General features: G+C 42.3%; 17 protein-coding genes and 1 CRISPR repeat array. Of the genes, 1 reads left to right on the top strand and 16 read right to left on the bottom strand.

The window, feature by feature from the left end:
• Window positions 1-338: 338 nt before the first annotated feature.
• The 7 genes from nrdD to AAAT93_RS04085 form a co-directional block, all read right to left on the bottom strand.
• Window positions 339-2,525, bottom strand: coding sequence for an anaerobic ribonucleoside-triphosphate reductase (nrdD, locus tag AAAT93_RS04115; RefSeq protein WP_021986397.1), 2,187 nt, complete (start codon window positions 2,523-2,525; stop codon window positions 339-341).
• Window positions 2,526-2,731: 206 nt separating this feature from the next.
• Complete coding sequence (gene carB, locus AAAT93_RS04110) at window positions 2,732-5,950, bottom strand: carbamoyl-phosphate synthase large subunit (RefSeq protein ID WP_117780536.1); 3,219 nt, start codon at window positions 5,948-5,950, stop codon at window positions 2,732-2,734.
• A gap of 136 nt (window positions 5,951-6,086) precedes the next feature.
• Window positions 6,087-6,656, bottom strand: coding sequence for a pyridoxal 5'-phosphate synthase glutaminase subunit PdxT (gene pdxT, locus AAAT93_RS04105; RefSeq protein WP_227573015.1), 570 nt, complete (start codon window positions 6,654-6,656; stop codon window positions 6,087-6,089).
• Between the two features lies 1 nt (window position 6,657).
• Entirely contained in the window at window positions 6,658-7,533 is an 876-nt protein-coding gene (gene pdxS, locus AAAT93_RS04100) for a pyridoxal 5'-phosphate synthase lyase subunit PdxS (protein ID WP_021986400.1), read from the bottom strand.
• 220 nt (window positions 7,534-7,753) lie between these two features.
• Complete coding sequence (gene upp / locus AAAT93_RS04095; RefSeq protein ID WP_117780539.1) at window positions 7,754-8,398, bottom strand: uracil phosphoribosyltransferase; 645 nt, start codon at window positions 8,396-8,398, stop codon at window positions 7,754-7,756.
• Between the two features lie 101 nt (window positions 8,399-8,499).
• A complete protein-coding gene (locus AAAT93_RS04090) occupies window positions 8,500-9,897 on the bottom strand; it encodes a uracil-xanthine permease family protein (protein ID WP_195541400.1) in 1,398 nt (465 codons plus the stop codon).
• A gap of 390 nt (window positions 9,898-10,287) precedes the next feature.
• Window positions 10,288-10,782 carry a DUF2798 domain-containing protein gene (locus AAAT93_RS04085; protein ID WP_216506084.1) on the bottom strand — a complete coding sequence of 165 codons (495 nt, stop codon included), beginning with the start codon at window positions 10,780-10,782 and terminating at the stop codon, window positions 10,288-10,290.
• A gap of 329 nt (window positions 10,783-11,111) precedes the next feature.
• Between AAAT93_RS04085 and AAAT93_RS04080 the strand changes: the two genes are divergently transcribed.
• Window positions 11,112-12,218 (top strand): SLC13 family permease, encoded by a 1,107-nt coding sequence (locus AAAT93_RS04080; RefSeq protein ID WP_227573014.1) that lies wholly within the window; start codon window positions 11,112-11,114, stop codon window positions 12,216-12,218.
• Between the two features lie 18 nt (window positions 12,219-12,236).
• A CRISPR array of direct repeats spans window positions 12,237-13,718; the repeat unit is 36 nt; unit sequence ATCTACATAGTAGAAATTATTTAAGGTTATTCAATC.
• 132 nt (window positions 13,719-13,850) lie between these two features.
• On the opposite strand, the gene cas2 is transcribed toward AAAT93_RS04080, so the two are convergent.
• The 9 genes from cas2 to AAAT93_RS04035 form a co-directional block, all read right to left on the bottom strand.
• A complete protein-coding gene (gene cas2 / locus AAAT93_RS04075; protein ID WP_227573013.1) occupies window positions 13,851-14,126 on the bottom strand; it encodes a CRISPR-associated endonuclease Cas2 in 276 nt (91 codons plus the stop codon).
• 14 nt (window positions 14,127-14,140) lie between these two features.
• Window positions 14,141-15,103 (bottom strand): type V CRISPR-associated endonuclease Cas1, encoded by a 963-nt coding sequence (gene cas1 / locus AAAT93_RS04070; RefSeq protein WP_227573073.1) that lies wholly within the window; start codon window positions 15,101-15,103, stop codon window positions 14,141-14,143.
• 13 nt (window positions 15,104-15,116) lie between these two features.
• On the bottom strand, window positions 15,117-15,677 hold the full coding sequence (cas4, locus tag AAAT93_RS04065) for a type V CRISPR-associated protein Cas4 (protein WP_227573012.1): 561 nt from the start codon (window positions 15,675-15,677) through the stop codon (window positions 15,117-15,119).
• A gap of 3 nt (window positions 15,678-15,680) precedes the next feature.
• Complete coding sequence (gene cas12a / locus AAAT93_RS04060) at window positions 15,681-19,508, bottom strand: type V CRISPR-associated protein Cas12a/Cpf1 (protein ID WP_227573011.1); 3,828 nt, start codon at window positions 19,506-19,508, stop codon at window positions 15,681-15,683.
• Window positions 19,509-19,863: 355 nt separating this feature from the next.
• Entirely contained in the window at window positions 19,864-20,529 is a 666-nt protein-coding gene (locus AAAT93_RS04055; protein WP_227573072.1) for a vWA domain-containing protein, read from the bottom strand.
• Between the two features lie 168 nt (window positions 20,530-20,697).
• Window positions 20,698-21,834: a macro domain-containing protein gene (locus AAAT93_RS04050; protein ID WP_227573010.1), complete on the bottom strand. Its 1,137-nt coding sequence runs from the start codon at window positions 21,832-21,834 to the stop codon at window positions 20,698-20,700.
• Between the two features lie 21 nt (window positions 21,835-21,855).
• Window positions 21,856-23,739 (bottom strand): ABC transporter ATP-binding protein, encoded by a 1,884-nt coding sequence (locus tag AAAT93_RS04045; protein ID WP_118374114.1) that lies wholly within the window; start codon window positions 23,737-23,739, stop codon window positions 21,856-21,858.
• Entirely contained in the window at window positions 23,732-25,516 is a 1,785-nt protein-coding gene (locus AAAT93_RS04040; protein ID WP_227573009.1) for an ABC transporter ATP-binding protein, read from the bottom strand. Before AAAT93_RS04040 ends, AAAT93_RS04045 begins: the two co-directional genes overlap by 8 nt.
• A 336-nt stretch (window positions 25,517-25,852) precedes the next feature.
• A complete protein-coding gene (locus AAAT93_RS04035) occupies window positions 25,853-26,323 on the bottom strand; it encodes a MarR family winged helix-turn-helix transcriptional regulator (RefSeq protein WP_118544699.1) in 471 nt (156 codons plus the stop codon).
• Window positions 26,324-26,467 lie beyond the last annotated feature (144 nt).

Here is a 26,467-nt window from a genome sequence, read left to right as displayed (position 1 = left end):
TCTCCTTTGTCTTTTTAATGAGTCATATTGTTTTACATATAGTTTTTCTAAAGTTTGCACATAATTACTATTTCTACGCAGACGCGCTCCCGCTCACTTCATCACGCAGTGGTACTAAATTCGCGACGCTGAAGCTGTCGCTCATTAAGTGCCAGCGTGCTTCAATGGTCTGCTTTAGAATTAGTAATTATGCGCAAACTTATATACATTTTATTCGTAAAACAAAATCACTCATACATACTAGCACCTTGACGGTGCTTAGGCAAGAGCTATTTTGCAAAAAGCAAGGCAGGAACATAAGAAATCGTCTGCTCCTGCCTTTGTTTATTCATATTCTTTTACAGATGAAGTACGCGGTCTTTAATCTCCTGCGTCCGACCCTGATTCCAGAACTGTGTTCCGATGTAGCCACAGGTTCTTCGGGCTACAAACAAGTTGTTCTGGTCACGGTTGCCACAGTTCGGGCACTCCCAGATAAGCTTGCCGTTCTCGTCGGTCACGATCTTAATCTCGCCGTCATAACCGCAGATCTCGCAGTAGTCACTCTTCGTATTTAACTCCGCATACAAAATGTTATCATAGATAAATTTCATTACAGAGATTACCGCCTCCACATTGTCCTGCAGGTTTGGTACTTCTACGTAGCTGATCGCGCCGCCCGGGGAAAGCTTCTGGAACTCGGATTCGAATTTCAGCTTGTCGAATGCATTGACCGGTTCGGTTACATGGATATGGTAGCTGTTCGTAATGTAGTTTTTATCAGTAACACCTTTGATAATACCAAACCGCTTCTGTAAGCACTTGGCGAATTTGTATGTCGTAGATTCCATCGGCGTACCATAAACGGAATAGCTGATGTTCTCTGCTTCCTTCCACTCTTTACACTTGTCATTTAATTTCTGCATTACTTCGAGTGCAAGCTTCTTGCCCTCTGGTGAAGTATGTGTCTTGCCTGTCATACGCACGCACATCTCGCAAAGTCCTGCATAGCCAAGTGAGATTGTTGAATATCCATTGAACAGTAATTTATCAATGGTTTCGCCCTTCTTGAGTCTCGCGAGTGCACCATGCTGCCACAGGATTGGAGCGACATCGGATACCGTTCCAAGCAGTCGCTCATGTCTGCATCGAAGTGCCCGGTGACAAAGCTCCAGACGGGATTCAAGAATCTCCCAGAACCGGTCGATATGTCCCTCTGCAGAACATGCAACATCAACCAAGTTGATTGTGACAACACCCTGATTGAATCGTCCGTAATATTTTCTTGTGCCATCCGGATTTCTCTGGCTGTCCTCGGATGTCGGAAATGACCGGCAGCCCATGCACGGATAGACATCGCCATTTTTCAGCTCACGCATCACCTTCGCAGAAATGTAATCCGGCACCATACGCTTTGCGGTACATTTCGCAGCGAGCTCGGTCAGATACCAATACTTGGAATCCTCGGTAATATTATCTTTGTCAAGCACATAAATAAGCTTCGGAAATGCAGGTGTAATCCAGATACCCTTCTCATTCTTGACACCCTGGATTCTCTGTTGCAGCACTTCCTCGATGATCATTGCAAGATCATCCCGTGTCTGCCCTTCCGGGACTTCATCGAGATACATGAACATCGTGACGAACGGTGCCTGCCCATTACAGGTCATAAGGGTGATAAGCTGGTACTGGATCGTCTGAATTCCGCTCTTTACCTCTGCACGCAGGCGGCTCTCTGTAATCTTGCTGATCACTTCCTCGTCAAGTGCTTCGCCACACATCTTCCGCTCCTCGATTACCTGCTCGCGGATCTTCTTCCGGCTCACATCGACAAACGGTGCGATATGGGAAAGTGTAAAGGACTGTCCGCCATACTGGTTACTTGCTACCTGCGCCACGATCTGTGTTGTGACATTACATGCAGTGAAGAAGCTGTGCGGCTTCTCAATCATTGTCTCGCTGATGACGGTTCCGTTCTGCAACATATCCTCCAGATTTACCAGGTCGCAGTTATGTTCCCGCTGGGCGAAATAATCCGAATCATGGAAATGGATAATTCCCTGCTCATGTGCTTCCACAATTTCTTTCGGAAGCAGCATACGCTTCGTCAAATCTTTGCTGACCTCGCCTGCCATATAATCACGCTGGGTTGAATTAATGACCGGATTCTTATTTGAATTCTCCTGATTGACTTCCTCATTCATATGATCAATCAGAGCCAGGATTCCGTTATCGGTCGTATTTGATTTTCTGGCAAGTTCCCGCTTATACCGGTAACGCACATACTTCTGGGCAACCTCGTATCCACGCATCTCCATAATTCCGGTCTCCACCATATCCTGAATATCTTCTACGTGAATCGCATGTGTCATGATCTCGATCTGTTTCGCAATGTTATCGGCGATTGCCTGCACCTGATAATCGTTCAACTGATGCAACCGGTCTACCTCTTTGTTTGCAGCATTGATTGCATTGACGATTTTGTCCAGGTCAAAATTTACTTCCTCGCCATTTCTCTTAATTACGTTTGTGTGTACTGCATCCATTTATATTTGACTCCCTTTTTATAATACTTTCTCAAACACTAAATATAGTATTTTCTTTTTTATTTTAATACTATATTTAGTAACCAAGTGCTATTATAATACACACTTACAAAAAAAGGAAGATGTAAATGGAAATTTACACCCTCCTTTTTGCATGTATACAAGTATACATTTTTTATTTGAATTTTACCGCATTTTTTTGTCGATTATTGGATTGCCTTATGAATCTCCTGCAATGACATAACACCGATCTCACCATATTTTAAGACTGCTTCGATACCCTCTGCGGTTGCACGTGCGGCTGCCATCGTTGTCATATATGGAACCTTTGCACGGATCGCGGTCTTGCGGACATAACTGTCATCAAACACCTTCTCTTCCTGTGTTGCTGGTGTGTTGATGATGAGCTGGATCTTGCCATTCATCACAGCATCCACGATATTCGGTCTGCCTTCCTGCATTTTGTTGATACGGTCCGCCTTAATACCATTTGCGATCAACAGTTCATAAGTAGTACCAGTAGCTACGATGTGGAATCCGCATTTCTCAAATGTCTTTGCGATATCTACAACCTCTGGCTTATCCTTGCGGCTGACAGAAAAAAGCACCGTGCCTTCCTTCGGAAGTCTTGTCTGGGTTGCTTCCTGTGCCTTGTAGAATGCCTCGCCGACATTCGTGGAAAGTCCAAGTACCTCGCCGGTCGAACGCATCTCAGGTCCTAATACCGGGTCAACCTCCTGGAACATGTTGAATGGGAATACGGCTTCCTTCACGCCGTAATACTTCGGCTTTACTTCCTTCATCTCTGGAAGCGGAGATGGCTTGCCGGTTAACTCACTTGTCATAATCTGTGTTGCAATCTTCACCATAGATACGCCACATACCTTGGATACCAATGGTACGGTACGGGATGCACGCGGATTTGCTTCGAGTACATATACCTTGTCGTTCTCGATTGCATACTGCATATTCATCAAACCACAGACACCCATTTCCTCTGCGATCTTTCTTGTGTAATCTTTGATCGTCTCCACGAGCTTCTCCGGAATTCCTCTGGATGGAAGAATACATGCTGAATCACCGGAGTGAACACCTGCAAGCTCGATATGCTCCATAACAGCTGGTACAAATGCATGCTTGCCATCTGCGATCGCATCTGCCTCACACTCAGTTGCATGGCGCAGGAAACGGTCGATCAGGATTGGACGGTCCGGTGTCACACCAACAGCGGCTGCCATATATTTCTTCAGAGATTCCGGCTCGCTGACAACCTCCATACCACGTCCGCCAAGGACATAAGATGGACGAACCATAACCGGATAACCGATCTTCTCAGCAACAGCAAGTGCTTCCTCAACATTCGTTGCCATGCCAGCTTCTGGCATCGGGATGTCAAGCTTCTCCATCATTGCACGGAAGAGATCACGATCCTCTGCCATATCGATAACTTCTGGGGATGTACCAAGGATACGCACGCCGTTCTTCTTCAAGTCTGCTGCCAGATTCAGCGGTGTCTGTCCACCGAACTGTGCAATGACGCCCACCGGCTGCTCCTTCTCGTAGATCGAAAGTACATCTTCGAGTGTCAATGGCTCAAAATACAATTTATCAGATGTATCGTAATCTGTCGAAACCGTCTCCGGGTTACAGTTTACGATGATTGTCTCAAATCCAAGCTCCTTTAATGCAAGGGCTGCATGTACACAACAATAGTCAAACTCGATACCCTGACCGATACGGTTTGGACCACCGCCAAGGATCATGATCTTCTTGTTGTTCGTAATTGTTGTGTGGTCTGGTGCATTATAAGTTGAATAGTAATAAGAACGGTCTTCAGTTCCACTTACATGTACCGGCTCCCAGCTCTCGGTAATGCCGTAGCCAAGGCGGGTATTGCGGATATCGTCCTCTGGAACTTCAAGCAGCTTGCTTAAGTAACGGTCTGAGAAACCATCCTTCTTCGCCTGCTCCATTGTATCCTTGTCGAGTGTCTCACCCTTCTTTGCAAGCAGTGCTTCTTCCTCTTCTACAAGCTCCTTCATCTGCTCAATGAAGTAATGCTTGATCTTCGTCAGGTTGTATAACTCCTCAACTGTCGCGCCCTTACGAAGTGCCTCATACATGATAAACTGTCTCTCACTGGTTGGCTCTACCAGCATTGCAAGCAGCTCATCCTTTGTCTTATCATGGAAATCCTTCGCAAAGCCAAGTCCGTAACGACCGATCTCCAAGCTTCGGATTGCCTTCTGGAATGCTTCCTTATAAGTCTTACCGATACTCATAACTTCACCAACAGCACGCATCTGTGTACCAAGCTTGTCCTGCGCATCCTTGAACTTCTCAAATGCCCATCTGGCAAACTTGATTACGACATAATCGCCGCCCGGAACATATTTGTCGAGGGTTCCATGCACGCCGCAAGGAATCTCATCCAATGTAAGTCCGGCTGCAAGCATCGCTGATACAAGCGCGATTGGGAATCCTGTCGCTTTGGAAGCAAGTGCAGAAGAACGGGAAGTTCTAGGGTTGATCTCGATTACAATGATTCGATCTGTCACCGGATCATGTGCAAACTGTACGTTTGTTCCACCGATCACCTGTACTTCGTCTACAATCTTATATGCCTGCTCCTGCAAACGCTTCTGACATTCCTCAGAGATTGTAAGCATTGGTGCAGAACAGAAGGAATCTCCCGTGTGTACGCCGAGTGGATCAATGTTCTCAATGAAGCAGACCGTAATCATGTTACCCTTTGCATCACGGACAACCTCAAGCTCCAGCTCTTCCCAGCCAAGGATTGACTCCTCAACGAGTACCTGTCCTACCAAACTTGCCTGCAGACCTCTTGCACAGACGGTCTTCAACTCTTCTACATTGTAGACAAGTCCGCCACCGGCACCGCCCATTGTATAGGCTGGACGCAAAACAACTGGGTAACCAAGCTTATCTGCAATCGCAAGTGCTTCTTCTACAGAATAGGCAACTTCACTGCGCGCCATCTCGATTCCCAGTTTGTTCATAGTTTTCTTAAATTCAATTCGGTCCTCACCACGTTCGATCGCATCTACCTGAACGCCGATGACCTTCACGTTATATTTGTCAAGTATGCCTGCAGCTGCAAGCTCGGAACACAAATTAAGACCCGACTGACCACCGAGGTTCGGTAATATCGCATCTGGACGTTCCTTGGCAATAATCTGCTCCAATCTTGTCACATTCAATGGCTCAATATATGTCACATCCGCAATACCAGGATCTGTCATAATGGTTGCAGGATTGGAATTCACCAGAATGATCTCATAGCCGAGCTGTCTTAAAGCTTTACATGCCTGCGTGCCGGAATAGTCAAACTCACATGCCTGACCGATGATGATTGGACCGGAACCGATAATCAGAACTTTTTTAATGTCTTCTCTTTTGCTCATATTTGCCCCCTTGTATAATATTTAATCCGATTTTTATCCAAAATCACTTAATTATACTAGATGTGAGGGGCAAATACAATCAGAGAAATGGCATTAAAAAAGAACCCTTGAAAAAAGGGTTCTTTCGTATTTTTGCTTAGTTTTCCGAAATCATATCCACAAAATATTGATGAATCTTTACTTCTTCGGTCAGTTCCGGGTGGAATGCTGTGACAAGCTGTTTTCCCTGACGGGCAGCTACGATTCTGCCATCGCACGTTGCTAAGACATCAACGCCATCCCCAACGCTCTCGATATATGGCGCACGGATAAATGTCATGCCGACGGTTCCGATTCCCTTGAAGTCCTCTTCTGCGAAGAAGCTGCCAAGCTGTCTACCGTAAGCATTTCTGCGCGCTATAATATTCATCGTCCGGAAGCCAAGTGCATCTTCTCCGTCAATATCCTTTGCCAGAAGAAGCAAGCCGGCGCAGGTACCGAATACCGGCAGACCGACTTCGATCTTCGCCTTGAGTGGCTCATACAGGGAAAGCTCCTTCAGAAGCTTTCCCATAACTGTACTTTCACCGCCCGGAATGATTAATCCATCCATATCATCCTGCAGGTCATCTGCCTGACGGATCTCGAAGTGTGGAATATGTAATTTATCCAGGGATGCTTCGTGCTCTGCAAATGCACCCTGCAATGCCAATATTCCTATCTTCATCTTACTTTCCTCTTTCTGCCATAAGAATCTCGATCTCGGACTCATTGATTCCAACCATAGCCTCGCCAAGATCTTCTGAGAGTTCTGCAATCAGCTTTGCATCCTGATAGTTTGTAACAGCCTTAACAATTGCGGCTGCACGCTTTGCAGGATTTCCGGACTTGAAGATACCGGATCCAACGAATACACCTTCTGCACCAAGCTGCATCATAAGTGCTGCATCGGCCGGTGTTGCAACACCGCCGGCTGCGAAGTTTACAACCGGAAGCTTGCCATTCTCATGGACGTAACGCACAAGCTCAACAGGTACCTGAAGCTGCTTTGCTGCTTCGTAGATCTCATCCTCTGCCATACCTACAATACGACGGATCTCAGAGTTCATCGCACGCATATGACGAACGGCCTGTACAACATCACCGGTTCCCGGCTCACCCTTTGTACGGATCATAGATGCTCCTTCCTCAATACGACGAAGTGCCTCGCCAAGATCACGTGCGCCACAGACAAACGGTACCTTAAACTTCGTCTTGTCAATATGGTAAATATCATCGGCCGGTGATAAAACTTCACTCTCATCGATATAGTCAATCTCGATTGCTTCAAGGATCTGTGCCTCTACAAAATGTCCGATACGGCATTTTGCCATAACCGGAATTGTAACGGCTTCCTGAATTCCCTTAATCATCTTCGGATCGCTCATACGGGATACACCTCCGGCTGCACGGATATCTGCCGGAATTCTCTCCAATGCCATAACTGCACACGCACCTGCCTCCTGTGCAATTCTTGCCTGCTCCGGTGTTGTAACGTCCATGATCACGCCACCCTTTAACATCTGTGCAAGGTTCTTATTCAATTCATATCTGTTCTCGCTCATCATTGTTCCTCCTGATTGTTCTTTTATTTCATAATTTTCTAATATTCTTGCAGATATACATCTTAGATTGTACATACAAGAAAACTATGAATATAATTAAAGCACAGAAACTGGATATATTGAAATGCCCAGTCTCCATGCTTTTAACAACGTCAGTTTGAACTGTTTTTTATTATTTTTACATATCTGACCTTATGTGACCTTATAGTCAGTTTTTCCGTTATTTTGTACCGAAGATACGGTCGCCCGCATCGCCAAGTCCAGGACAGATGTAGGCATTCTCATTCAACTCGCGATCCAGATGACCCACATAGATCTGCACATCCGGATGCGCCTCATGCAGCTTCTGTACACCTTCCGGTGCTGCAATGATACACATGAACTTAATCTTCTTCCCACCATGTTCCTTAATCTGTGTGATCGCATCCACGGCGGAGCCACCGGTGGCAAGCATCGGATCGGTTACGACAATGATTCTCTCATCAATCGGATTCGGAAGCTTGCAGTAATACTCATGTGGAATGCGCGTCTCCTCATCCCGGTACATACCGATGTGTCCAACCTTTGCAGATGGTACGAGGGCAAGCACGCCCGGCACCATGCCAAGGCCAGCACGAAGTATCGGAACGATAGCGAGCTTACGTCCGGAAATCATCGGAGTCATACATTTCTCGATTGGAGTCTCAATCTCCACATCCTGCAATGGCAGGTCACCAAGTGCTTCAAATCCTTCAAGCATCGCAATCTCCTCTACGAGCTTCCGGAACTCATTGGTTCCCGTATTCTTGTCACGCAGAATCGAAATCTTATGCTGAATCAACGGATGCTCAAAAATCGTAATGTTTTTCTCATTCTTAAAATCCATTTTGTAATCTCCTTTTTCTTATTGAATATCTTACTTGATATACGAATTGCTCCGTTGCTACGCAACTTCCGCAATTCTGACTTTTGGCTTTTTATATCCTATTATTCCTTAGACTTCACAAAGACACCACGGCTCTGGTCACCATCCGGATTTACACCAAACTGGTAATCATTTCCAGGCAGAATCGCATTTAACAGGATGCCTGCAATGGCTGCGATAGCAAGTGCTGTCAGTGTGATAGATGTCTCCCCGATTGTAAATGTGATACCTTTTGAGAAACCAAGTCCACAGACGAAGATCACACCAGCAATAATCAGGTTTCTAGAACGTGTCAGATCTACCTTATTCTCAACGACATTCCGCACACCGATGGCTGAAATCATACCATATAGCATGAAGGATACACCGCCGATAATCGCTGATGGCATCGTGGAAATGACAGCTGCGAACTTCGGAATGAAGGACAGCACGATTGCAAATACGGCTGCCAGACGGACAACCATCGGATCGTATACTTTGGAAAGCTCTAATACACCTGTGTTCTCACCGTATGTTGTGTTTGCCGGTCCTCCGATTGCTCCTGCGAATGCAGTTGCAAGACCATCACCAACTAATGTACGGTGCAGACCCGGGTCCTGAATAAAGTTCTTGCCAACGGTTGCAGAAATAGCTGACATATCACCCACATGCTCCATCATCGCAGCGATTGCGATTGGTGCCATAACCAGAATCGATGTGAGATCGAATTTTGCAAACTGGAACTGTGGTACACCGAAGAAGCTTGCGGATTTCACCGACTCGAATGCGATGATCGCACTGCCATCCGGATTCGTAAGTCCTGCCGCATTCATGATCACTGCTGCCACGTAAGAAATCAAAACACCCATCAAAATCGGGATGATCTTGAACATGCCTTTCCCCCAGATATTGAAGATGATGATAACCGCTAACGCGATTACCGCAAGCCACCAGTTTGTGCTGGCATTTGAGATTGCGGATGGTGCAAGCGAAAGTCCGATACAGATAATGATCGGTCCGGTTACAACCGGTGGAAGGAAACGCATCACGCGGTTTACGCCAACCAGCTTGATAATCAAAGCCATAACCAGATACAATGCACCGGCTGCTACCACGCCACCGCAGGCATAAGCTACCTTGTCATTTGCTGCCATATCGGCGAATTTACCGGTATCCAGGTTGGCAACGGTTGAAAATCCACCTAAGAATGCAAACGAAGATCCAAGGAACGCCGGTACTTTAAACTTCGAACATACATGGAAAAGCAATGTACCAAAGCCTGCACAGAAAAGTGTGACTGATACAGTCAGACCTCTCGTCAATGGCTCCCCACATGCATCTGCAAAATACCCGGACACTAAAATTGGGACTAAGATAGTTGCACCGAACATTGCAAACATATGCTGTAATCCCAAAATCAAAACCTTCGGTAATCCAAGCTTTTTCGCATCTCTGACTGCTCCATCATTTGTGTCACCCATAGTTTTTACCTCTTTCCCTCTCTTGCTTTGTAAGAGAATTTATTTGTATTCTATTATGCACGAGCAGAGGGGATTTTGCAACAAGAAATCATAGGGATTTTTGTGGGATAGCATAGAGATTTTTGTTACTCTGTTTGACAGGCTTGCGGTGGTAAGTTGGGGGAATTTTCAATTTCCCAGAAAAATTCTCCAATTGCAGATAACCATGCTGAAACAAATTGGGGGATTTTTTCACATTATCAAGAAATCCCCCAATCACAAGTCTGGAAATTGGAGCCAATTGGGTAAAGAATGCACATATACCAATATTCCCCCCAAACGATTTTGAAAAAAGGGCAGAAATTATTGGGTAAATATATTGAAATACGGAAAATCCCCCAATAGAACACGTTATTCAAATGCTTTCTGCATATTTCCCTCTTTCTGCTTCTCTCGGAAGATCAGGCGGAACAGAAAACGCACGAGTGGTCCCGCATAAAATATCTGCCAGCACAGTGCCATCGGGAAATTAAATGCACATGTCTGTAACCAGACGGCAATAAACTGATTTCCCGCATGCTTAAATAAAATGGTTGCTGCCAGACTCATAAGCGGACACATAAATGCGACTGAGATAAATGAGATTGCAAGAACGAGATGGAACGGATTTTCCTTCTCCGGATTCACGATCTTCAACGCTTTCTTCTTCGCAATTGTACCGACAAAAAAGAAATCAAGCACAAATGCAATCGGTCCCATGATGACAAGCTCATGGAATGCGGACAGGAACACTTCGCTGCTCATTCCTCCGATGTTCAGTGCAATGTTGTAGCAGATCATCGCATACACCATGACGAACACCATCATAATCGTGAAAATAACCTCTTGAAACTTTGTTTTTGGCATAAAAAAACCTCCTTAAAATGATAATTTTTAACAGACAGTGTTGTTCGTTATCATTCCAAAGAGAATGTGCGTTTCCAATAGTAACCTTCTATTTTCTTTTCCGAGTGTGGATTATATCATGTCGCCTAACGGCTCCATGTGTGTTTTCGCAATATGCCGGCTTATGCAAGCACAGCCGCCGCATTGCTCATTTTATCAAATGGATTTTGTGGTGTCAAGGTGTTTTTTCTATGTTATAATGAAGCACGCTGATGCGTGCACATGTCATCACGCTATCGTGTAGTGACATGTGATATAATGGAAAAAAATTTACAGAATCGAGATACATTATGAAGAAAATACTTGCATTTATAAAAAGAGAAACCGTACTGATGGTAAGCCTCGTACTTGCCATCCTCTCCATGTTCCTCGTCCATCCGGACAGAAAATACATCTCCTACATCGACTGGCATTCCATCACACTCCTGTTCTGCCTAATGGCTGTTATTGCTGGATTCAAGGAAACCGGTCTGTTCCGCACGATCGGAAATGCACTGCTTGCACACGTTCATACAACGAGACAATTGTTTCTTGTACTGGTGTTGCTTCCATTTGTGTTCAGCATGTTTATCACAAACGATGTCTCACTGATTACCTTTGTGCCGTTTGCGATCATTGTGCTTTCCATGTCGGAGAAGGAACATCTGATCATCCCGGTCGTTGTGATGCAGACAATCGCTGCAAACCTCGGAAGTATGCTTATGCCGATGGGGAATCCACAGAACTTGTATCTGTATGCCAAATCCGGCATGTCCCTCGGTACATTCGTGGAAATTATGCTCCCTTACACGATTGCTTCGCTGCTTGGAATCCTGATTTCCATGTTCTTCATCAAACAACACGCGATCGTAATCGACCGAAACAACCATGCAGTTAAACTTCCGAAAAAAAAGATTATCCTTTACAGCATCGCATTTGTGCTATGCCTGTTAAATGTCGCAAAGCTTCTGGACATCCGCATCCTGTTCGTAATCATTCTGGTGCTGTTCCTGCTTGTGTCGCGAAAAACTCTGCTTCACGTGGACTACGCACTGCTCGGCACATTTATAGGATTCTTCGTATTCATCGGAAATATGGAGCGCGTCCCAGCTTTCCAATCTTTCCTAGAAAGCATCATTACCGGACGGGAAACATACATTGCAATCGGTGCCAGCCAGATCATCAGCAACGTGCCAACTGCCCTTTTGCTGTCGGGATTTACAACGAATTACAAGGCACTTATCATCGGCACCAACCTCGGTGGACTTGGCACGCTCATCGCTTCGATGGCAAGCCTGATCTCCTACAAGCAAATTGCCCGGGAATATCCGGGCAAAAAGGGGAAATATTTTCTATGGTTTACGGTTGTCAATGTGGTGTTTCTGGCTGAGTTGATGGGGATGTATGCGATTCTGTAGATGGATATTTCTATAGGTATCTACATAGTAGAAATTATTTAAGGTTATTCAATCTTATATATATATGTCTATGTTATATGAATCTACATAGTAGAAATTATTTAAGGTTATTCAATCGTGGCGGTAAGGTGACAGGCAGTGTATCATCTACATAGTAGAAATTATTTAAGGTTATTCAATCTTTTTTGATGGTCGTGGGAATATTTAGATCTACATAGTAGAAATTATTTAAGGTTATTCAATCCCTTTGGAGGGTTCGGAACCTTCTTTAATCTACATAGTAGAAATTATTTAAGGTTATTCAATCCATCCCATTTACCGGCTTCTGTCTTGATCTACATAGTAGAAATTATTTAAGGTTATTCAATCAAAATCAAGCACATCCATGTCATTTCATCTACATAGTAGAAATTATTTAAGGTTATTCAATCATAGTGGTTTGTATCTTTTGGGTAAAATCTACATAGTAGAAATTATTTAAGGTTATTCAATCCGAAATAATCATGTCCTTATATGAGAGATCTACATAGTAGAAATTATTTAAGGTTATTCAATCTCCGCAGGATCACAAGAAGCCAACTTATCTACATAGTAGAAATTATTTAAGGTTATTCAATCCCCATGATGTACCGTTGTACTTACCCTTTGATCTACATAGTAGAAATTATTTAAGGTTATTCAATCGCTTATGCTTGTGATAGTGGAACGAGATCTACATAGTAGAAATTATTTAAGGTTATTCAATCAAGCATAATGTTCCTTTTTCTTTTAAAATCTACATAGTAGAAATTATTTAAGGTTATTCAATCAACTATGTGTTACTATTGCTGGCGTTCAATCTACATAGTAGAAATTATTTAAGGTTATTCAATCTATGGAAGATAGATATTTATTTAAAGATCTACATAGTAGAAATTATTTAAGGTTATTCAATCATCGCCTTTACTATCGAACATTGAAGTATCTACATAGTAGAAATTATTTAAGGTTATTCAATCTAACAGGGACTATATGGCAGTCAATTAATCTACATAGTAGAAATTATTTAAGGTTATTCAATCCCAAATAACAACGACGTCTCTGTAACATCTACATAGTAGAAATTATTTAAGGTTATTCAATCCCTGACAAGGCACAGTATGACGTTTCATCTACATAGTAGAAATTATTTAAGGTTATTCAATCCATCGGTTGTCACTTTGTCAGCATCAGATCTACATAGTAGAAATTATTTAAGGTTATTCAATCGTGCACAAGGTTCGTTACCGTGATTTCATCTACATAGTAGAAATTATTTAAGGTTATTCAATCCTTGTAATACTTACATAATCTGTTGTATATCTACATAGTAGAAATTATTTAAGGTTATTCAATCACAGATGATGAACTACTTTCCAGTCTCATCTACATAGTAGAAATTATTTAAGGTTATTCAATCGGCACGATCCAGCGCATCGCCTACATATCTACATAGTAGAAATTATTTAAGGTTATTCAATCCCTAACTTTGTCATTATCAACAAATTTTCTGATTAAATACCTTATTTTTAATTATTGTTTTGTTTATTCTGTACATTATCATTGAATAACCTTAATATAATTCTTTATAAAGACCAAGGTTTGCAATTTCCCTTATTCGATAATGAAAAAGTCTTTCTCATCATTCTTTGCATAACCGAATCGGATAATCTCACAACTTGATGATAATTTAAAAATCATCACACTGTCTTCCTGTGTGAATTTCTTTTCAAAATTATTTTTTAAATCCTGTATAATATTATCAATGATTCTCGAACTATTGTCAATCTGAAAAACCGAATATTGTAACCTATGTCCGAATCTGGAAAGATACTTTGCAAACTTTGTTCGTAACTTATCGTTTGATATATCGTAACTAACAATAAACATACTACTCCCCCCTCTCATTCATACAAAAACAATGGCATATTTTCCACACTCTTCATCTTCATAAAGAAACGATAATATTGTTGAACATAAAGAAATATTGCATCTTTATATTCTAATATCGCCTCCATTAGGAAACGAATATATGCAGGATTATTCTTCCATTCTAGATACCACCGATTTTTATCCAGCCCAAAATCATCAGTCTTACATTGTCCTAACCGAATTGCTTTTCTAACAGCATAATCAATAATAGGGCGCATTGGTTCCATCAAATCACACACCAATGATTTTCTCATATAAAAACATTTGTGAAATACTCCATAATATGTATCAAATCCATACACTTGAAGCATTGCATCCACAATATTAAAAAGCATCGTATATCCTATATCCAAAGTAACATTCAAATAATCGCTTTTTATTCTAGGTTTCCTGCCATTCCAATTCGCACAATCAAACATCCTTGGAAAGTAAACCTTCGCCGCATTTCCTTCTACACCCATAATTGTCAAATAATCTTGTGTAGCATCTAACTTTTCTACCATCTCATTCAGCAAACCTACACCCTCTTTGACATACTCATTTTTGCTGCGAATCTTTTTAAGCGCATTTCTCTGATTCACAATTTTATTTTGCTCTATTTTTCTTCCAATTTCATTATCCTGATACGCATATTGATGCGTTCGTAGCAATGTATTTCCTTCCATTCTAGCGCCAAGTACTTCATATACCTTGAATGTTGTACTCATCAGACATATAGAAAATCCAAATTTTTTACTTCTTTGAATCAATCCACTTGTAATAGAAATATTTCCAATTACACAAATCATAAATAATTGATAACATGTTGATTGGTGTTTGGTCTTTCCATTTTTATCTTTCACCACAACATTATCATTTGAAAATGAAAGTTTTTCTCCTTCCTTCGTGAAAAGGAAAATAATCTGTTTCTTACTAAAATCATTTGCACTTAATATAAAATCTCCCCCTCTATTCTATTAATGAACGATCACAAGCCTCCTCATAGATGCATTTTTTACATTTTTCAATATTGGTTTGGTGAAATTTTTCTAAATCAAATATACGCATTTTATCAACTAACGAACAAAATTTCTTCATCATATCATCATCGTCTTCCGGACATGCAATCTCATAATTTTTGTTGTCATCTATACTGTGAATACGTAGTCTTTTTACATCATATCCCATCTCTCGCAACGAAAAGCACTGAGCATATAACTGAAATACATATCCATCATATACTACACTTATGTGTTTCTTTCGTTCAATCAACATTTTCTTATCTTTATCATAGATATCGATTTTTCCTACTACCCCATATTCCTGTGAATAAACGTCCAGCGCGGTAATTATACTTTTTCTTGTAGAATATTTACCCGCATCTACATTTTCATGTGCTTTGGTTCCATTTATCTGATAAGCTGACTGATACGTCAGCTTATCTGCACCTCCATACAACCCATGAAAATATATAGATGCCGGGCAAAATATAAAATCATTTAGATTCGATATCAGGATCAAATCCTCCATCCACTATCCCCTTTCTCCTTGCATAAATGCTAACCAACTTGCATGTTCGATCTTCAAGCATTCCGCTGGAAGCTTCTCTCCTTCAACCCAGTTTTCTTTGATCTGATTGGCAGTATACATTCCTTTTAACGCAATACAATATGCACCATTTGCATCAGCATCAATCGGTAATGGTGCCTTTTGCGCATCCGCATATGCTTTATATTGATCAGAATCAAAAAATTCTCCTTTATGATTCAATACCGGCGAGATAATTCTGTCGTAATCCGGATTATCTGTCCTGCTATTCCGAAGCTGAACTGTCAACCAGAAGATTTCCAATATACCATTTACAACACTTGTTATATCTTTCATCTTCCGCAAAGCATCCAATATATTCTGTCCTTCTTCATATGGAATATGCGAGTCATCCAGCAACTCTTTCATTTTCGTTGTAAGTTCAACTTCCATTGAAAGCCAATGTCCTTCAACTTTCATGTTTTGTATTCGAGTTCCATTTGTATATACGTCCCATTTTGTCTTCGCAAGTGTAAGTTTATGTGTGGCAAAATTTTTGTAATCAAATGAAAACTTAAATAAGCCTTTTTCTATATCGTACTGAATAGAATCAAACTTCATCAAGAAATTCTCTTTTGCATCATTTGTTGATACCACATCCCGCTTAAATGCGTTGATAAATCCGGTTGTCGGATCAATCTTAGAGGTATATGCTGCTGGCACATAAAAGATTATTCCGCATTGTCTTCCAACATTCTTAATATTATCCGGCACATAAGTCATCTGATATCCCCGCAATATACCTCCCGGTTCATCCACAGCCTGAGATTTATCTGCCAGATAATTCAACTTACTGATCAACATCGTTTCAAATTTCTGATATACCTGGCGCTCTACTTTGAATCTTCCCCGCTTAAATCCATAATTCAAATCTTCCATTGCAATGATTGCGTTATACTTTACGACCATCTGTGCAATCTCATGAATGACTGACGACAGATACCCTTCTTTTAATTCTTTAATTTTACCGATTGTCTTCCAACTTTTTCTTGCTTTATCCCGTTCCTCTTCCCGGTTCTGTAATTTTTCTTTGTAATCGTAATATCGTTTCACTCCCTGCGATGATATCTGTTCCACAAGGTTAAAGGATTTCTGCTCAACAATATTTCCATACATGTCAATTACAGAAACGTAAATCAGATTCCGTTCTCCTCGATCGATTCCTATCACATGCAAATCTTCCTGCTCTGCAATATATTGCTGTGCAATGGCATTAACATTGTTACCCTTATCAACCTTAAAATTAATCGTAATCGGAAGATGAATAAAAAACTTGTCCATGGTGTATCGGTAGTCTTTCACAATATCTGTCTTTGCCTTATTACATTGCACCTTGTCCAAATATTTTTTTGCCTCATCTGATAATTCTATCTGCTTTTCACTATTAAAGTAGCGATATAATTCCATGTATTCACTTTCCGGAATTGATTGTACCCGTGTTGTTCCATTCTCGGTAATCTCATAGGTACGATTGACTAAAATACTGCCGCACTTATGAACCACCGGTTTTTGAACACTTGATTTACGGAAGAATATTTCTGCTTCCCCATTTAGTTTTAATACAATGTCCCGCAAATTTTCTTCGCTGAACAAATTTTTCAGATACAATGTATGAAGATTTGGTTTACCTGTACTTCCCACAGCAAAATCTTTGTTATATATCTGAAATAAAAACAACTGTCCATCTTCTTCCAGTTTCTGAATATCTTCACTATTGATATACGTCCACTCTACGCGATATCCTTGCTTTTCAACTTCGCGATAAAAGACACTGATATCCTCATATGTTTCTGTCGCAGAAAATTCAAAGTTAAACTTATTCCAATCCGGATGTTTTTTAATGCATTCCTTGAAGTAGTCAATCAAATCCCTACAAAACTGGATATCAAAATTCTTGGAACCTTTAATATGTTTCTTTTCATTATATCCTTCAACAATATATGATGATGGGTGATAGTCCTGTATTCCTTTCTTAGATAAAAATACCTTTGGAAGCATCTTGTTCGCGCCCGGCAACAAATAATAATTCATCTTTGCATACGCATGTTCTGAACAATTCTCTTTGCCCGCCATAATTTCTTTCGATGGTTTCTTTTTTGCATTCAAAATACCTAAATAATATTTATCATCTCGCACCAATATAATTGCGTTGTTGTCATATTCCTTACTCTTGGACCAGCCATTTGCCAATGTTGGAGTGTGGAAATATAAACGATATTTCTCCTGCTTATATGGTTTCTGTGTAACATAGTTTCGAACACGATTGTGTAATGGAACGATTTCCTGCATATCCTGATATATCTCATCCATCTCCGAATAAAAGGTTTCATCGAAATTCAATACTTCATTCACCCGGAACACTTTTATAATATGAAATACATCCATGTACATATCCAACAGTTCCTTGATCTCGGATATCTTCTCATCATCTTCAATCAGATTATTTTTCTCATCGTTATCTATCTCGTGGCACAATTCCAGCTTAATCGTTTCTGCCAGACTAGAAATATAACTTTCCACTTTCCATACTGACTGTCCGGTCTTTTCCACATAATATTTCTCAATAAGTTCATTCAACTGTGAAACACTGCGATACGTTTCTTCCTTTACCGCCTTTTTAACTTTGTTTTCTTTCGTATTTCCTTTTCCCGGCAAATTATCGCTATAATAATCCAGCAAGCATTCTTCAATCAGATTCCATTTTTTACTGATAAACTGTGAAATCATACTATATGCATCGGCTACTACATATATTTTATTCATGTCATAATCATTTGCATTCTGTGTAATATTTAACAGTCGCTTCAAATCATTATTCTTCGTTACTATCTCTGTAAAAGAATTAACTGCGTCATACACCTGTTTATCATTTTCAAACTTCTTTGGAATATCGAAAGAGGTTGTTCCTTTGCAAAGAATCTGTTTATGTAGCCGCTTCATCTTAAATTGTCCCGGTTTTAATGCCTTATTCTTCTGGCATAACAGATTCATATATTGATTTACTGCACCGATTGCCTCGTTGTAGCGATCAATCCCTTCTTGTGTAATAGCCTTTGCAAATCCTTCATCCGAACATACTTCTTTTAATGTTTTTCCATCAACATATGCTGTTATTTCATTATCCAATCCATGTAAATCCAGTCCCGCTATCTTACAGATTCTGTCGTAAGCATTCTGATTCTGCAAGAAGATCTCAGCATTTTCCTCTACGATTCGATATCCAACGGCAGAAGATATTTTCTCTTTAGAAAAGATATTCTTTCTTGTCTCAAAGTAATCGGTCAACGATGTTGTGAATTTTCCATACAGTTTCAAAATTTCCATGCTCTCGTCATACCGCTCGGAATATTCTGGATTCTGTTTTATATATGTCGGAAGTAATTTTGTTATTATCGATGCTCCAAACATATCCTTAAAATCCGCTCGTTCAGCAAACTTATTATGGATTTGTGAACGAATAGAATCCTGTGTTCGTTCCAATTCCCGCCTTGACTCTTTGGAATTCTCCCTTAGATGATTTCGCATACACGAAAATAAATAGCTCCAATCAACAGCTATACCCGCATGCAAAGTGCTATCAATCACATCCCGGTAGTAGTCATCCATCATCTCTTTCAGCTTCTCTCGATTTTGCGCACGGATTTCATCCTCAGTCAAAAGATCAAGCTGAGTAATATTCTTTTTTGTTGTTTCTGTTGGGATCAATTCGTTTCTTAAAGTCTTTTGAAGTGGTGATACCCCCATAAATTCCTGAAAATTTTGATTTTTACCCATTTGTTTCTCCTCCGTTTTTCTTTATTATACGATATAATATACCGCAATAAGTTTTTTAAATCAACATATTTTTTATAAAGCGGTGCATTAATATAAAATATCATATTAAAAACAAAGCACAAACATTTCATTATATTTGTGCCTTATTCTGCAGAACCCCTTTAACAACCAGATAGATGATATTGCCATGCAAATCTCTCCCTTACATGATATCGCTTCTATGGATATTTTTTCTTTTAGCAAACCGCTTTAATCTACATCAGTAGAAATTATCAATAATCTCACATCCCCATTTTTTTATTTATTCTAACATATAAAACATAAAAACGGAAAGTGTTTTTATAGACATTTCAAACTATTTCCTCCTTGCATAATCCTCCTCAATCTCCTCGAAGCAATCTTCTTCATCTAGAAAGTCTGTCATATCCTGTGCGGATTCGCAGCTACGCATCATGGCTACAGTCTGACTTAAGACCTTGTAATTGAGTGCTGTTCCGGCAGCATCACAATGGTAATTGACGGCGCGACCGGCTCTGATTCCCATGCGTCCTGCTTCTGCGACTGCATCGATGTTTGCTCCAAGGAAGATAAATTCCCAGTTTTTCGCCTGCCGTTTCTCAATTATTTTCTTGATCTTCGCATAATTATATCTGTGGCTTGCATTTTCCATCCCATCGGTTGTGATAATGAAGATTGTCTTCTCCGGGCGTTCCGACTCCGGCATACGTTTGCGTACATCCTTGATATGACTGATTGCACCACCGATTGCATCTAACAATGCCGTACAGCCCCGCACAAAATACTGCTCGTCTGTCATCGGCTGAATCTGCCTGATGTCCGCCCGGTCATAGATTACCTCTGTCTGGTCGTCAAATAATACGACCGATACAAGCGCTTCGCCTGCTTCCTTCTTCTGCTTCTCGATCATACTGTTGAATCCGCCTATCGTGTCCGCCTCAAGCCCGCTCATTGATCCACTTCTGTCTAAAATAAATACCAGCTCTGTCAAATTCTTCATAATGATTACCTCCATTTTCATCCTTCTGATATTTTTGATATGCAGCATACATGCATTCAATCCTATATGCTTATATCTGCCAATCGTTTTTATCAGTTGCTTTGTTTGTTGTTGAAGGAATCATATCACAAAGCATAAAAAATAAGGTCGCCACACAAGCGACCTTATATATCATATCAAGCACGAAAGTCCATGCTCCTCTAATTGGATATCCAACTCAATCATATCGTAGATTTGATTCTCTATGAAATAAGAGAAGATAATGTCCGTCTTATCGCACGGGCTCAATGCATATCCTGCACGCGCAAGCAGATCTCTCGTCTCATCCAAATTGAGCTTCGCCCCTATGCACAGACACATCGCGGTCATCTTCTGCGGATGATACTCTGCATGATTTTTTATCTTCGAAAATGTTTTCTTATCCACGAGCGCCCGCTTGTAGACATCCGCATTCGTCATGCCTTTCTCTTCGATCAGATAGAGCAGATATTCCGAGAATGAATCCGTCAGATGCTTCATGCGCTCTTCTAATTTGCTCTCATGCAGTTCTGTGAACTCATTTTCTTCCTCGGAATCTTCGTCGGAATCCTCCTCATACAGATCGTCCTCGTACAGATTGTCTTCATAAGGCGAGAACGATTCATCGTCCAGTTCCGCCTCACCAGGCTGGCAGGGTGCATCGTCTTGTTTCGTCTCACCTGGCTGACAGATTGCATCGTCCAGGTCACGCCGTAGCGCCATCGTCTGCACGCTATATTCTTCATGATGTTTTGCACCGACATAGTTCTCGTCAATATATGCCTGCAGGTCTTTGTCGAATCGTTTTCCATATCGTGCTGACTGCGCATCAAATACAACAAGATAAATAAGCATCTCATGATTCTGCAAAAATGCCTGAATCTCATCCGCAGCAATGCGGATACCTTCTTCCTTCGGATAGCCAAAGCTTCCGGTTGAAATCACAGGAAATGCAATGGACCGGCAGCTCTGTTTCCACGCTAGCGACAGACTCTTCCGATAACAGTCCCGCAGCTTTTCTTCCTCGCCATGCGCCCCGTCAATATAATGCGGACTGACCGCATGGATGATATAATGCGCCGGCAACCGGAATCCCGGTGTCAGGAATACGTCTCCCTCCGGGACCTCACCGATATTTTTCTCCCGGTATTCTGACAAACGTCGCTTTCCCGCTGCCTTATAGACCGCATAATCGCAGCCACTTCCTATAATTGGTTTTGTATTCGCAGTATTCACGATCGCATCGCACCGCATCTTCGTTATATCATTTCTGACTATCTTAAATGGCATCTTCTATCTCCCTTATTTCTCCTACGCCAGCACTGCATTTCCGGTATACAACTGGTAATATCTTCCCTTCTTTTCGAGCAGTTCTTCGTGTGTTCCACGTTCAATGATTCGTCCCTGTTCAAGTACCATAATACAGTCGCTGTTTTGGATCGTGGACAACCGATGTGCAATTACAAATGTCGTTCTTCCATGCATCAGCTTGTCCATACCATCCTGTACCAGACGCTCGGTTCGTGTATCGATCGAGCTTGTCGCTTCATCTAAGATAAGCGCCGGTGGATCGGCGATTGCCGCCCGCGCAATGGCGAGAAGCTGACGCTGTCCCTGACTTAAGTTTGCGCCGTCGCCAGTCAGAACGGTATCATAGCCCTGCGGCAGACGACGGATAAACCCATCAGCATTCGCAAGCTTTGCAGCTGCCTCGACCTCTTCGTCTGTCGCATCAAGCCGTCCATAACGGATATTCTCCCGCACGCTCATGCTGAACAGATGCGTATCCTGCAATACGATACCAAGTGATCTTCGCAGATCCGCTTTCTTGATCTTGTTAATATTGATGCCATCATACCGGATCTTTCCATCCTGAATATCGTAGAACCGATTGATCAGATTCGTGATCGTCGTCTTTCCGGCACCGGTCGAACCGACGAACGCAAGCTTTTGTCCCGGCTGTGCAAACATCGAAACATTGTGCAGCACAATCTTATCATCGGTATATCCGAAGTCCACGTCGTCAAATACGACGTCACCTTTCAGCTCCACATATGTGGTTGGATCGCCATTTGTATGCTTGTGTGCCCACGCCCAGAGTCCGGTACGCTTCTCACTTGGCACAAGCTGTCCATTTTCGCGCTTTGCATTCACAAGCTCGACATAGCCCTCGTCCACTTCCGGCTCCTCGTCCAGCAAATTGAAGATTCGCTCCGCTCCGGCAAGTGCCATTACGATTGCATTGATCTGCATACTGATCTGGTTGATTGGCATGTTGAAGTTCTTGTTGAACGTCAGGAAGCTCGCCAGACCGCCCAGCGTGAATCCGCCGACATTTCCAATCGCCAGTACACCACCGACGATCGCACAGAGCACGTAGCTGATATTTCCAAGCTGCGCGTTGATCGGTCCTAAAATATTCGAATAGTTATTCGCCTTGTAGGAGCTCTCGCACAAAGCATCATTCAGCTTGTCAAATGCTTCCTTGCTCTCCTCTTCGTGACAGAACACCTTGACTACGCGCTGTCCCTGCATCATCTCCTCGATATAACCATTGACCGTACCGATATCTTTCTGCTGCGCAATGAAATGCTTCGCGGATAAACCACCGATTTTTCTTGTCAGCACCAACATGATGCCAACCATGAAAAATGTCAGTGCCGTAAGTGGAATGTTCAGCATGAACATACAGACGGTCGTACTGATAATCGTAATCGCACTGTTGAAAAGCTGTGGCATCGACTGGCTGATCATCTGTCTCAGCGTATCGGTATCATTTGTATACATGGACATGATATCACCGTGCGCATGGGTGTCAAAATATTTGATTGGAAGCTGCTCCATCTTCGTGAACATCGAATCACGGAATGTTTTCAGCATTCCCTGTGTGACATTAACCATGATCCGGTTATAGGAATACGAAGCAATAATTCCGATCCCATAGAAGCATGCGACACGTCCGATTGCATGGAGCAATGGTGTGTAATTCTTCGTCTCACTCTTTAACAGCGGTGTGATATAGTCGTCGATCAACCGCTGCATGAACATCGTTCCCTGTACATTTGCAAGAACGTTGATGATGATACAGATTGCAACGATAATAATCGCCACGCCATAATGCTTCATGAGCATTCCCATCAACCGCTTCAGAAGTCTGCCCGGATTCTCCGGTCCTTTTCCTCTTTGATTACGCATGTTGATTCACCTCCTTATTTGATGACGCCTCCTCGTCAAAATCTGCATTGGCGCCGGCACCGTTTTGTGACTCATATACCTCGCGGTAAATATCATTTCCGGCAAGCAGCTCTTCATGCGTTCCAATACCGTTGATTTCACCCTCGTTCATGACGATGATCCGGTCGGCATGCTCCACACTGGAGATACGCTGTGCAATGATAATCTTCGTTGTGTTCGGAATCTCGGTTGCAAATGCCGCACGGATCTTCGCATCCGTCGCCGTATCAACCGCACTCGTCGAATCATCTAAGATCAGGATCTTCGGATTCTTCAATAGTGCACGCGCAATACACAGACGCTGCTTTTGTCCGCCGGATACATTCGAACCACCCTGCTCGATATATGTGTTGTAGCCATCCGGCATCTTCTCGATGAATTCATCGGCGCAGGCAAGCTCACACGCACGTCTGCACATCTCGTCAGTAGCATCCTTATCACCCCAGCGGAGATTCTCGTAAATCGTTCCGCTGAACAATGTATTCTTCTGCAGCACAACGGCGACTTCATTTCGAAGTGTCTCCATGTCGTATTCCCGGACATCCTTGCCTCCAACTCTGACGCTGCCCTTCGACACATCATACAGACGGCTGATCAGGCTGACAAGACTCGTCTTCGCGCTACCGGTTCCGCCGATGATGCCAATCGTCTCACCCGATTTAATCGCTACATTGATATCCTTCAATACGAAATCCTTCGCCGTCTCCTTGTAACGGAAATATACATGATCGAACTCCACGCTTCCGTCCGCTACTTCCATATCTGGCTGTTCCGGATTCTTCAAGGTCGTATCCTCGTTGATCACCTCTGCGATACGTCTCGCACTCGCCATACTCATACTGATCATGACAAATACCATCGAAAGCATCATCAGGCTCATCAGGATATTCATGCAGTATGCAAGCAGGCTCATCAGATTACCTGTCGTAAGCGAATCGCTCACGATCATGTGCGCACCAACCCAGCTGATTAACAGGATACAGCTATACACCGTGAACATCATGACCGGCATATTGCAGGCGATGATGCTCTCTGCCCGCACAAACATGTTGTAAAGCTTCGCGCTTGCCTGTGCGAATTTATTTGTCTCATACTCCTCGCGGACATATGCCTTAACGACTCGGATTGCAGATACATTCTCCTGCACGCTGGCATTTAAGTCGTCGTACTTCTCAAATACGATATTGAAATATTTATTTGCCTTGCGGATAATGAACTGTAACACAATGCCAAGCAAAATAACTGCAACCAGGTAAATACTTGCAATTCGTGCATTGATTAAAAATGCAGCTGCCATCGCGCAGATCATGCTCGCCGGGGCACGCATACCCATACGCAGGATCATCATATAGGAATTCTGCACATTCGTCACATCGGTCGTCATACGAGTCACCAGTCCGGCGGTACTGTACTTGTCAATGTTTGTAAATGAAAATGTCTGGATATTATAATACATCGCCTGCCGCAGATTCTTCGCGAACCCGGCAGATGCATACGCACCGTAACGACCTCCCATAAGTCCCGCAAATAGTCCGACTGCCGCTGCCACGATCATCCATGCACCGACTACGCAGATATGGTGAATGTCACCGCCCGGCACATTGACGCCATCGTCAATGATGGATGCCATCAGGAACGGGACGAGTGTTTCCATCAGAACTTCCAGCAGCATAAACAGTGGGGTTGCGATGGACGCGGCTTTGAATTCTTTGATTTGTTTTCCTAACGTCTTTAACATGTTGTCTCCTTTCTTATGCTTCAATTTCGTCCATGATGCATTTGTATATATGTCTATATTCAATTCTGGTAATATATGATGTATTGAAACTAAGAAGTGCTAGATGTTCTGATTCACACAGTACTCCTGCACGCAACCGCCGCCAATTCGCCATCCGTGGCTCAATGGCGGCTTGTTTGAACATCGTGTTCAAACATTGCTGATTACTTACAGAACATCAAGTACTTCTAAGTTCCAAACATATCTATATTTCCAGAATTGAATATGGACATTTACAAATTGCATCATCTCGCTCACTCTCTTAATCATAGGAAAGCAAGCCAAGTGACCTTCTGGTTACTTACAGGCTTGTTTGATTTCTGGTGCTCCAAGGTTTGTCAATTCGGCTCCAAGCTTATCTGTAATTGATAAAAACTGTGTGATTTCTTCCTCTGTTAAGCTTTCTCTCAGCCGCTGTTCCATCTGCATCACACGTGTATGTATCTGTGCTTCGAGTGCCTGCCCTGCTTCGGTCAGTTCCAGTTTCTTCAGGCGTGCATCTCTGGCAACGCTGGAGCGCCTGATAAGTCCGTTCTTCTCCATCGCCTGTAACGTCTGGGTGACGGTAGACCGGCGCAGATAGAAGAATTCTTCCACATCCTTCTGATATACTTCTGTCTTCTTACTGAATTCGGAAATGTAATGCAGAATCCGGCTCTGAGAACCGCTGATGCCTTCCACTTCCGCTGCCTGATGCAGATAATGCTTCACCTGATTTGATAATATAATAATCTGGTTTCCCAGATGATCATGTTTCCAATCGTCCATGAATTCCCTCCTTTAGTAGTATCTTCCCAACACTCTGTCCTCCGCTTACCTATTTTGCAAAAGAAAAAGTTCGGTTATGAATTGTTCGCAATCAAACAATTCATAACCGAACTATATTTTAACATGCATAAAATATTTTTCAAG

Origin of the sequence: Coprococcus hominis (ex Arizal et al. 2022), from assembly GCF_040094675.1 — a bacterium.
GTDB classification, from domain to species: domain Bacteria; phylum Bacillota; class Clostridia; order Lachnospirales; family Lachnospiraceae; genus Coprococcus_C; species Coprococcus_C hominis.
This window is presented reverse-complemented; position numbering and strand designations above follow the sequence as displayed.

Excerpts from the sequence above, each read along its gene's own strand:
- nrdD (WP_021986397.1), bottom strand. The coding sequence starts at position 2,525 with ATGGATGCAGTACACACAAACGTAATTAAGAGAAATGGCGAGGAAGTA.
- carB (WP_117780536.1), bottom strand. The coding sequence starts at position 5,950 with ATGAGCAAAAGAGAAGACATTAAAAAAGTTCTGATTATCGGTTCCGGT.
- pdxT (WP_227573015.1), bottom strand. The coding sequence starts at position 6,656 with ATGAAGATAGGAATATTGGCATTGCAGGGTGCATTTGCAGAGCACGAA.
- pdxS (WP_021986400.1), bottom strand. The coding sequence starts at position 7,533 with ATGAGCGAGAACAGATATGAATTGAATAAGAACCTTGCACAGATGTTA.
- upp (WP_117780539.1), bottom strand. The coding sequence starts at position 8,398 with ATGGATTTTAAGAATGAGAAAAACATTACGATTTTTGAGCATCCGTTG.
- AAAT93_RS04090 (WP_195541400.1), bottom strand. The coding sequence starts at position 9,897 with ATGGGTGACACAAATGATGGAGCAGTCAGAGATGCGAAAAAGCTTGGA.
- AAAT93_RS04085 (WP_216506084.1), bottom strand. The coding sequence starts at position 10,782 with ATGCCAAAAACAAAGTTTCAAGAGGTTATTTTCACGATTATGATGGTG.
- AAAT93_RS04080 (WP_227573014.1), top strand. The coding sequence starts at position 11,112 with ATGAAGAAAATACTTGCATTTATAAAAAGAGAAACCGTACTGATGGTA.
- cas2 (WP_227573013.1), bottom strand. The coding sequence starts at position 14,126 with ATGTTTATTGTTAGTTACGATATATCAAACGATAAGTTACGAACAAAG.
- cas4 (WP_227573012.1), bottom strand. The coding sequence starts at position 15,677 with ATGGAGGATTTGATCCTGATATCGAATCTAAATGATTTTATATTTTGC.
- cas12a (WP_227573011.1), bottom strand. The coding sequence starts at position 19,508 with ATGGGTAAAAATCAAAATTTTCAGGAATTTATGGGGGTATCACCACTT.
- AAAT93_RS04050 (WP_227573010.1), bottom strand. The coding sequence starts at position 21,834 with ATGCCATTTAAGATAGTCAGAAATGATATAACGAAGATGCGGTGCGAT.
- AAAT93_RS04045 (WP_118374114.1), bottom strand. The coding sequence starts at position 23,739 with ATGCGTAATCAAAGAGGAAAAGGACCGGAGAATCCGGGCAGACTTCTG.
- AAAT93_RS04040 (WP_227573009.1), bottom strand. The coding sequence starts at position 25,516 with ATGTTAAAGACGTTAGGAAAACAAATCAAAGAATTCAAAGCCGCGTCC.
- AAAT93_RS04035 (WP_118544699.1), bottom strand. The coding sequence starts at position 26,323 with ATGGACGATTGGAAACATGATCATCTGGGAAACCAGATTATTATATTA.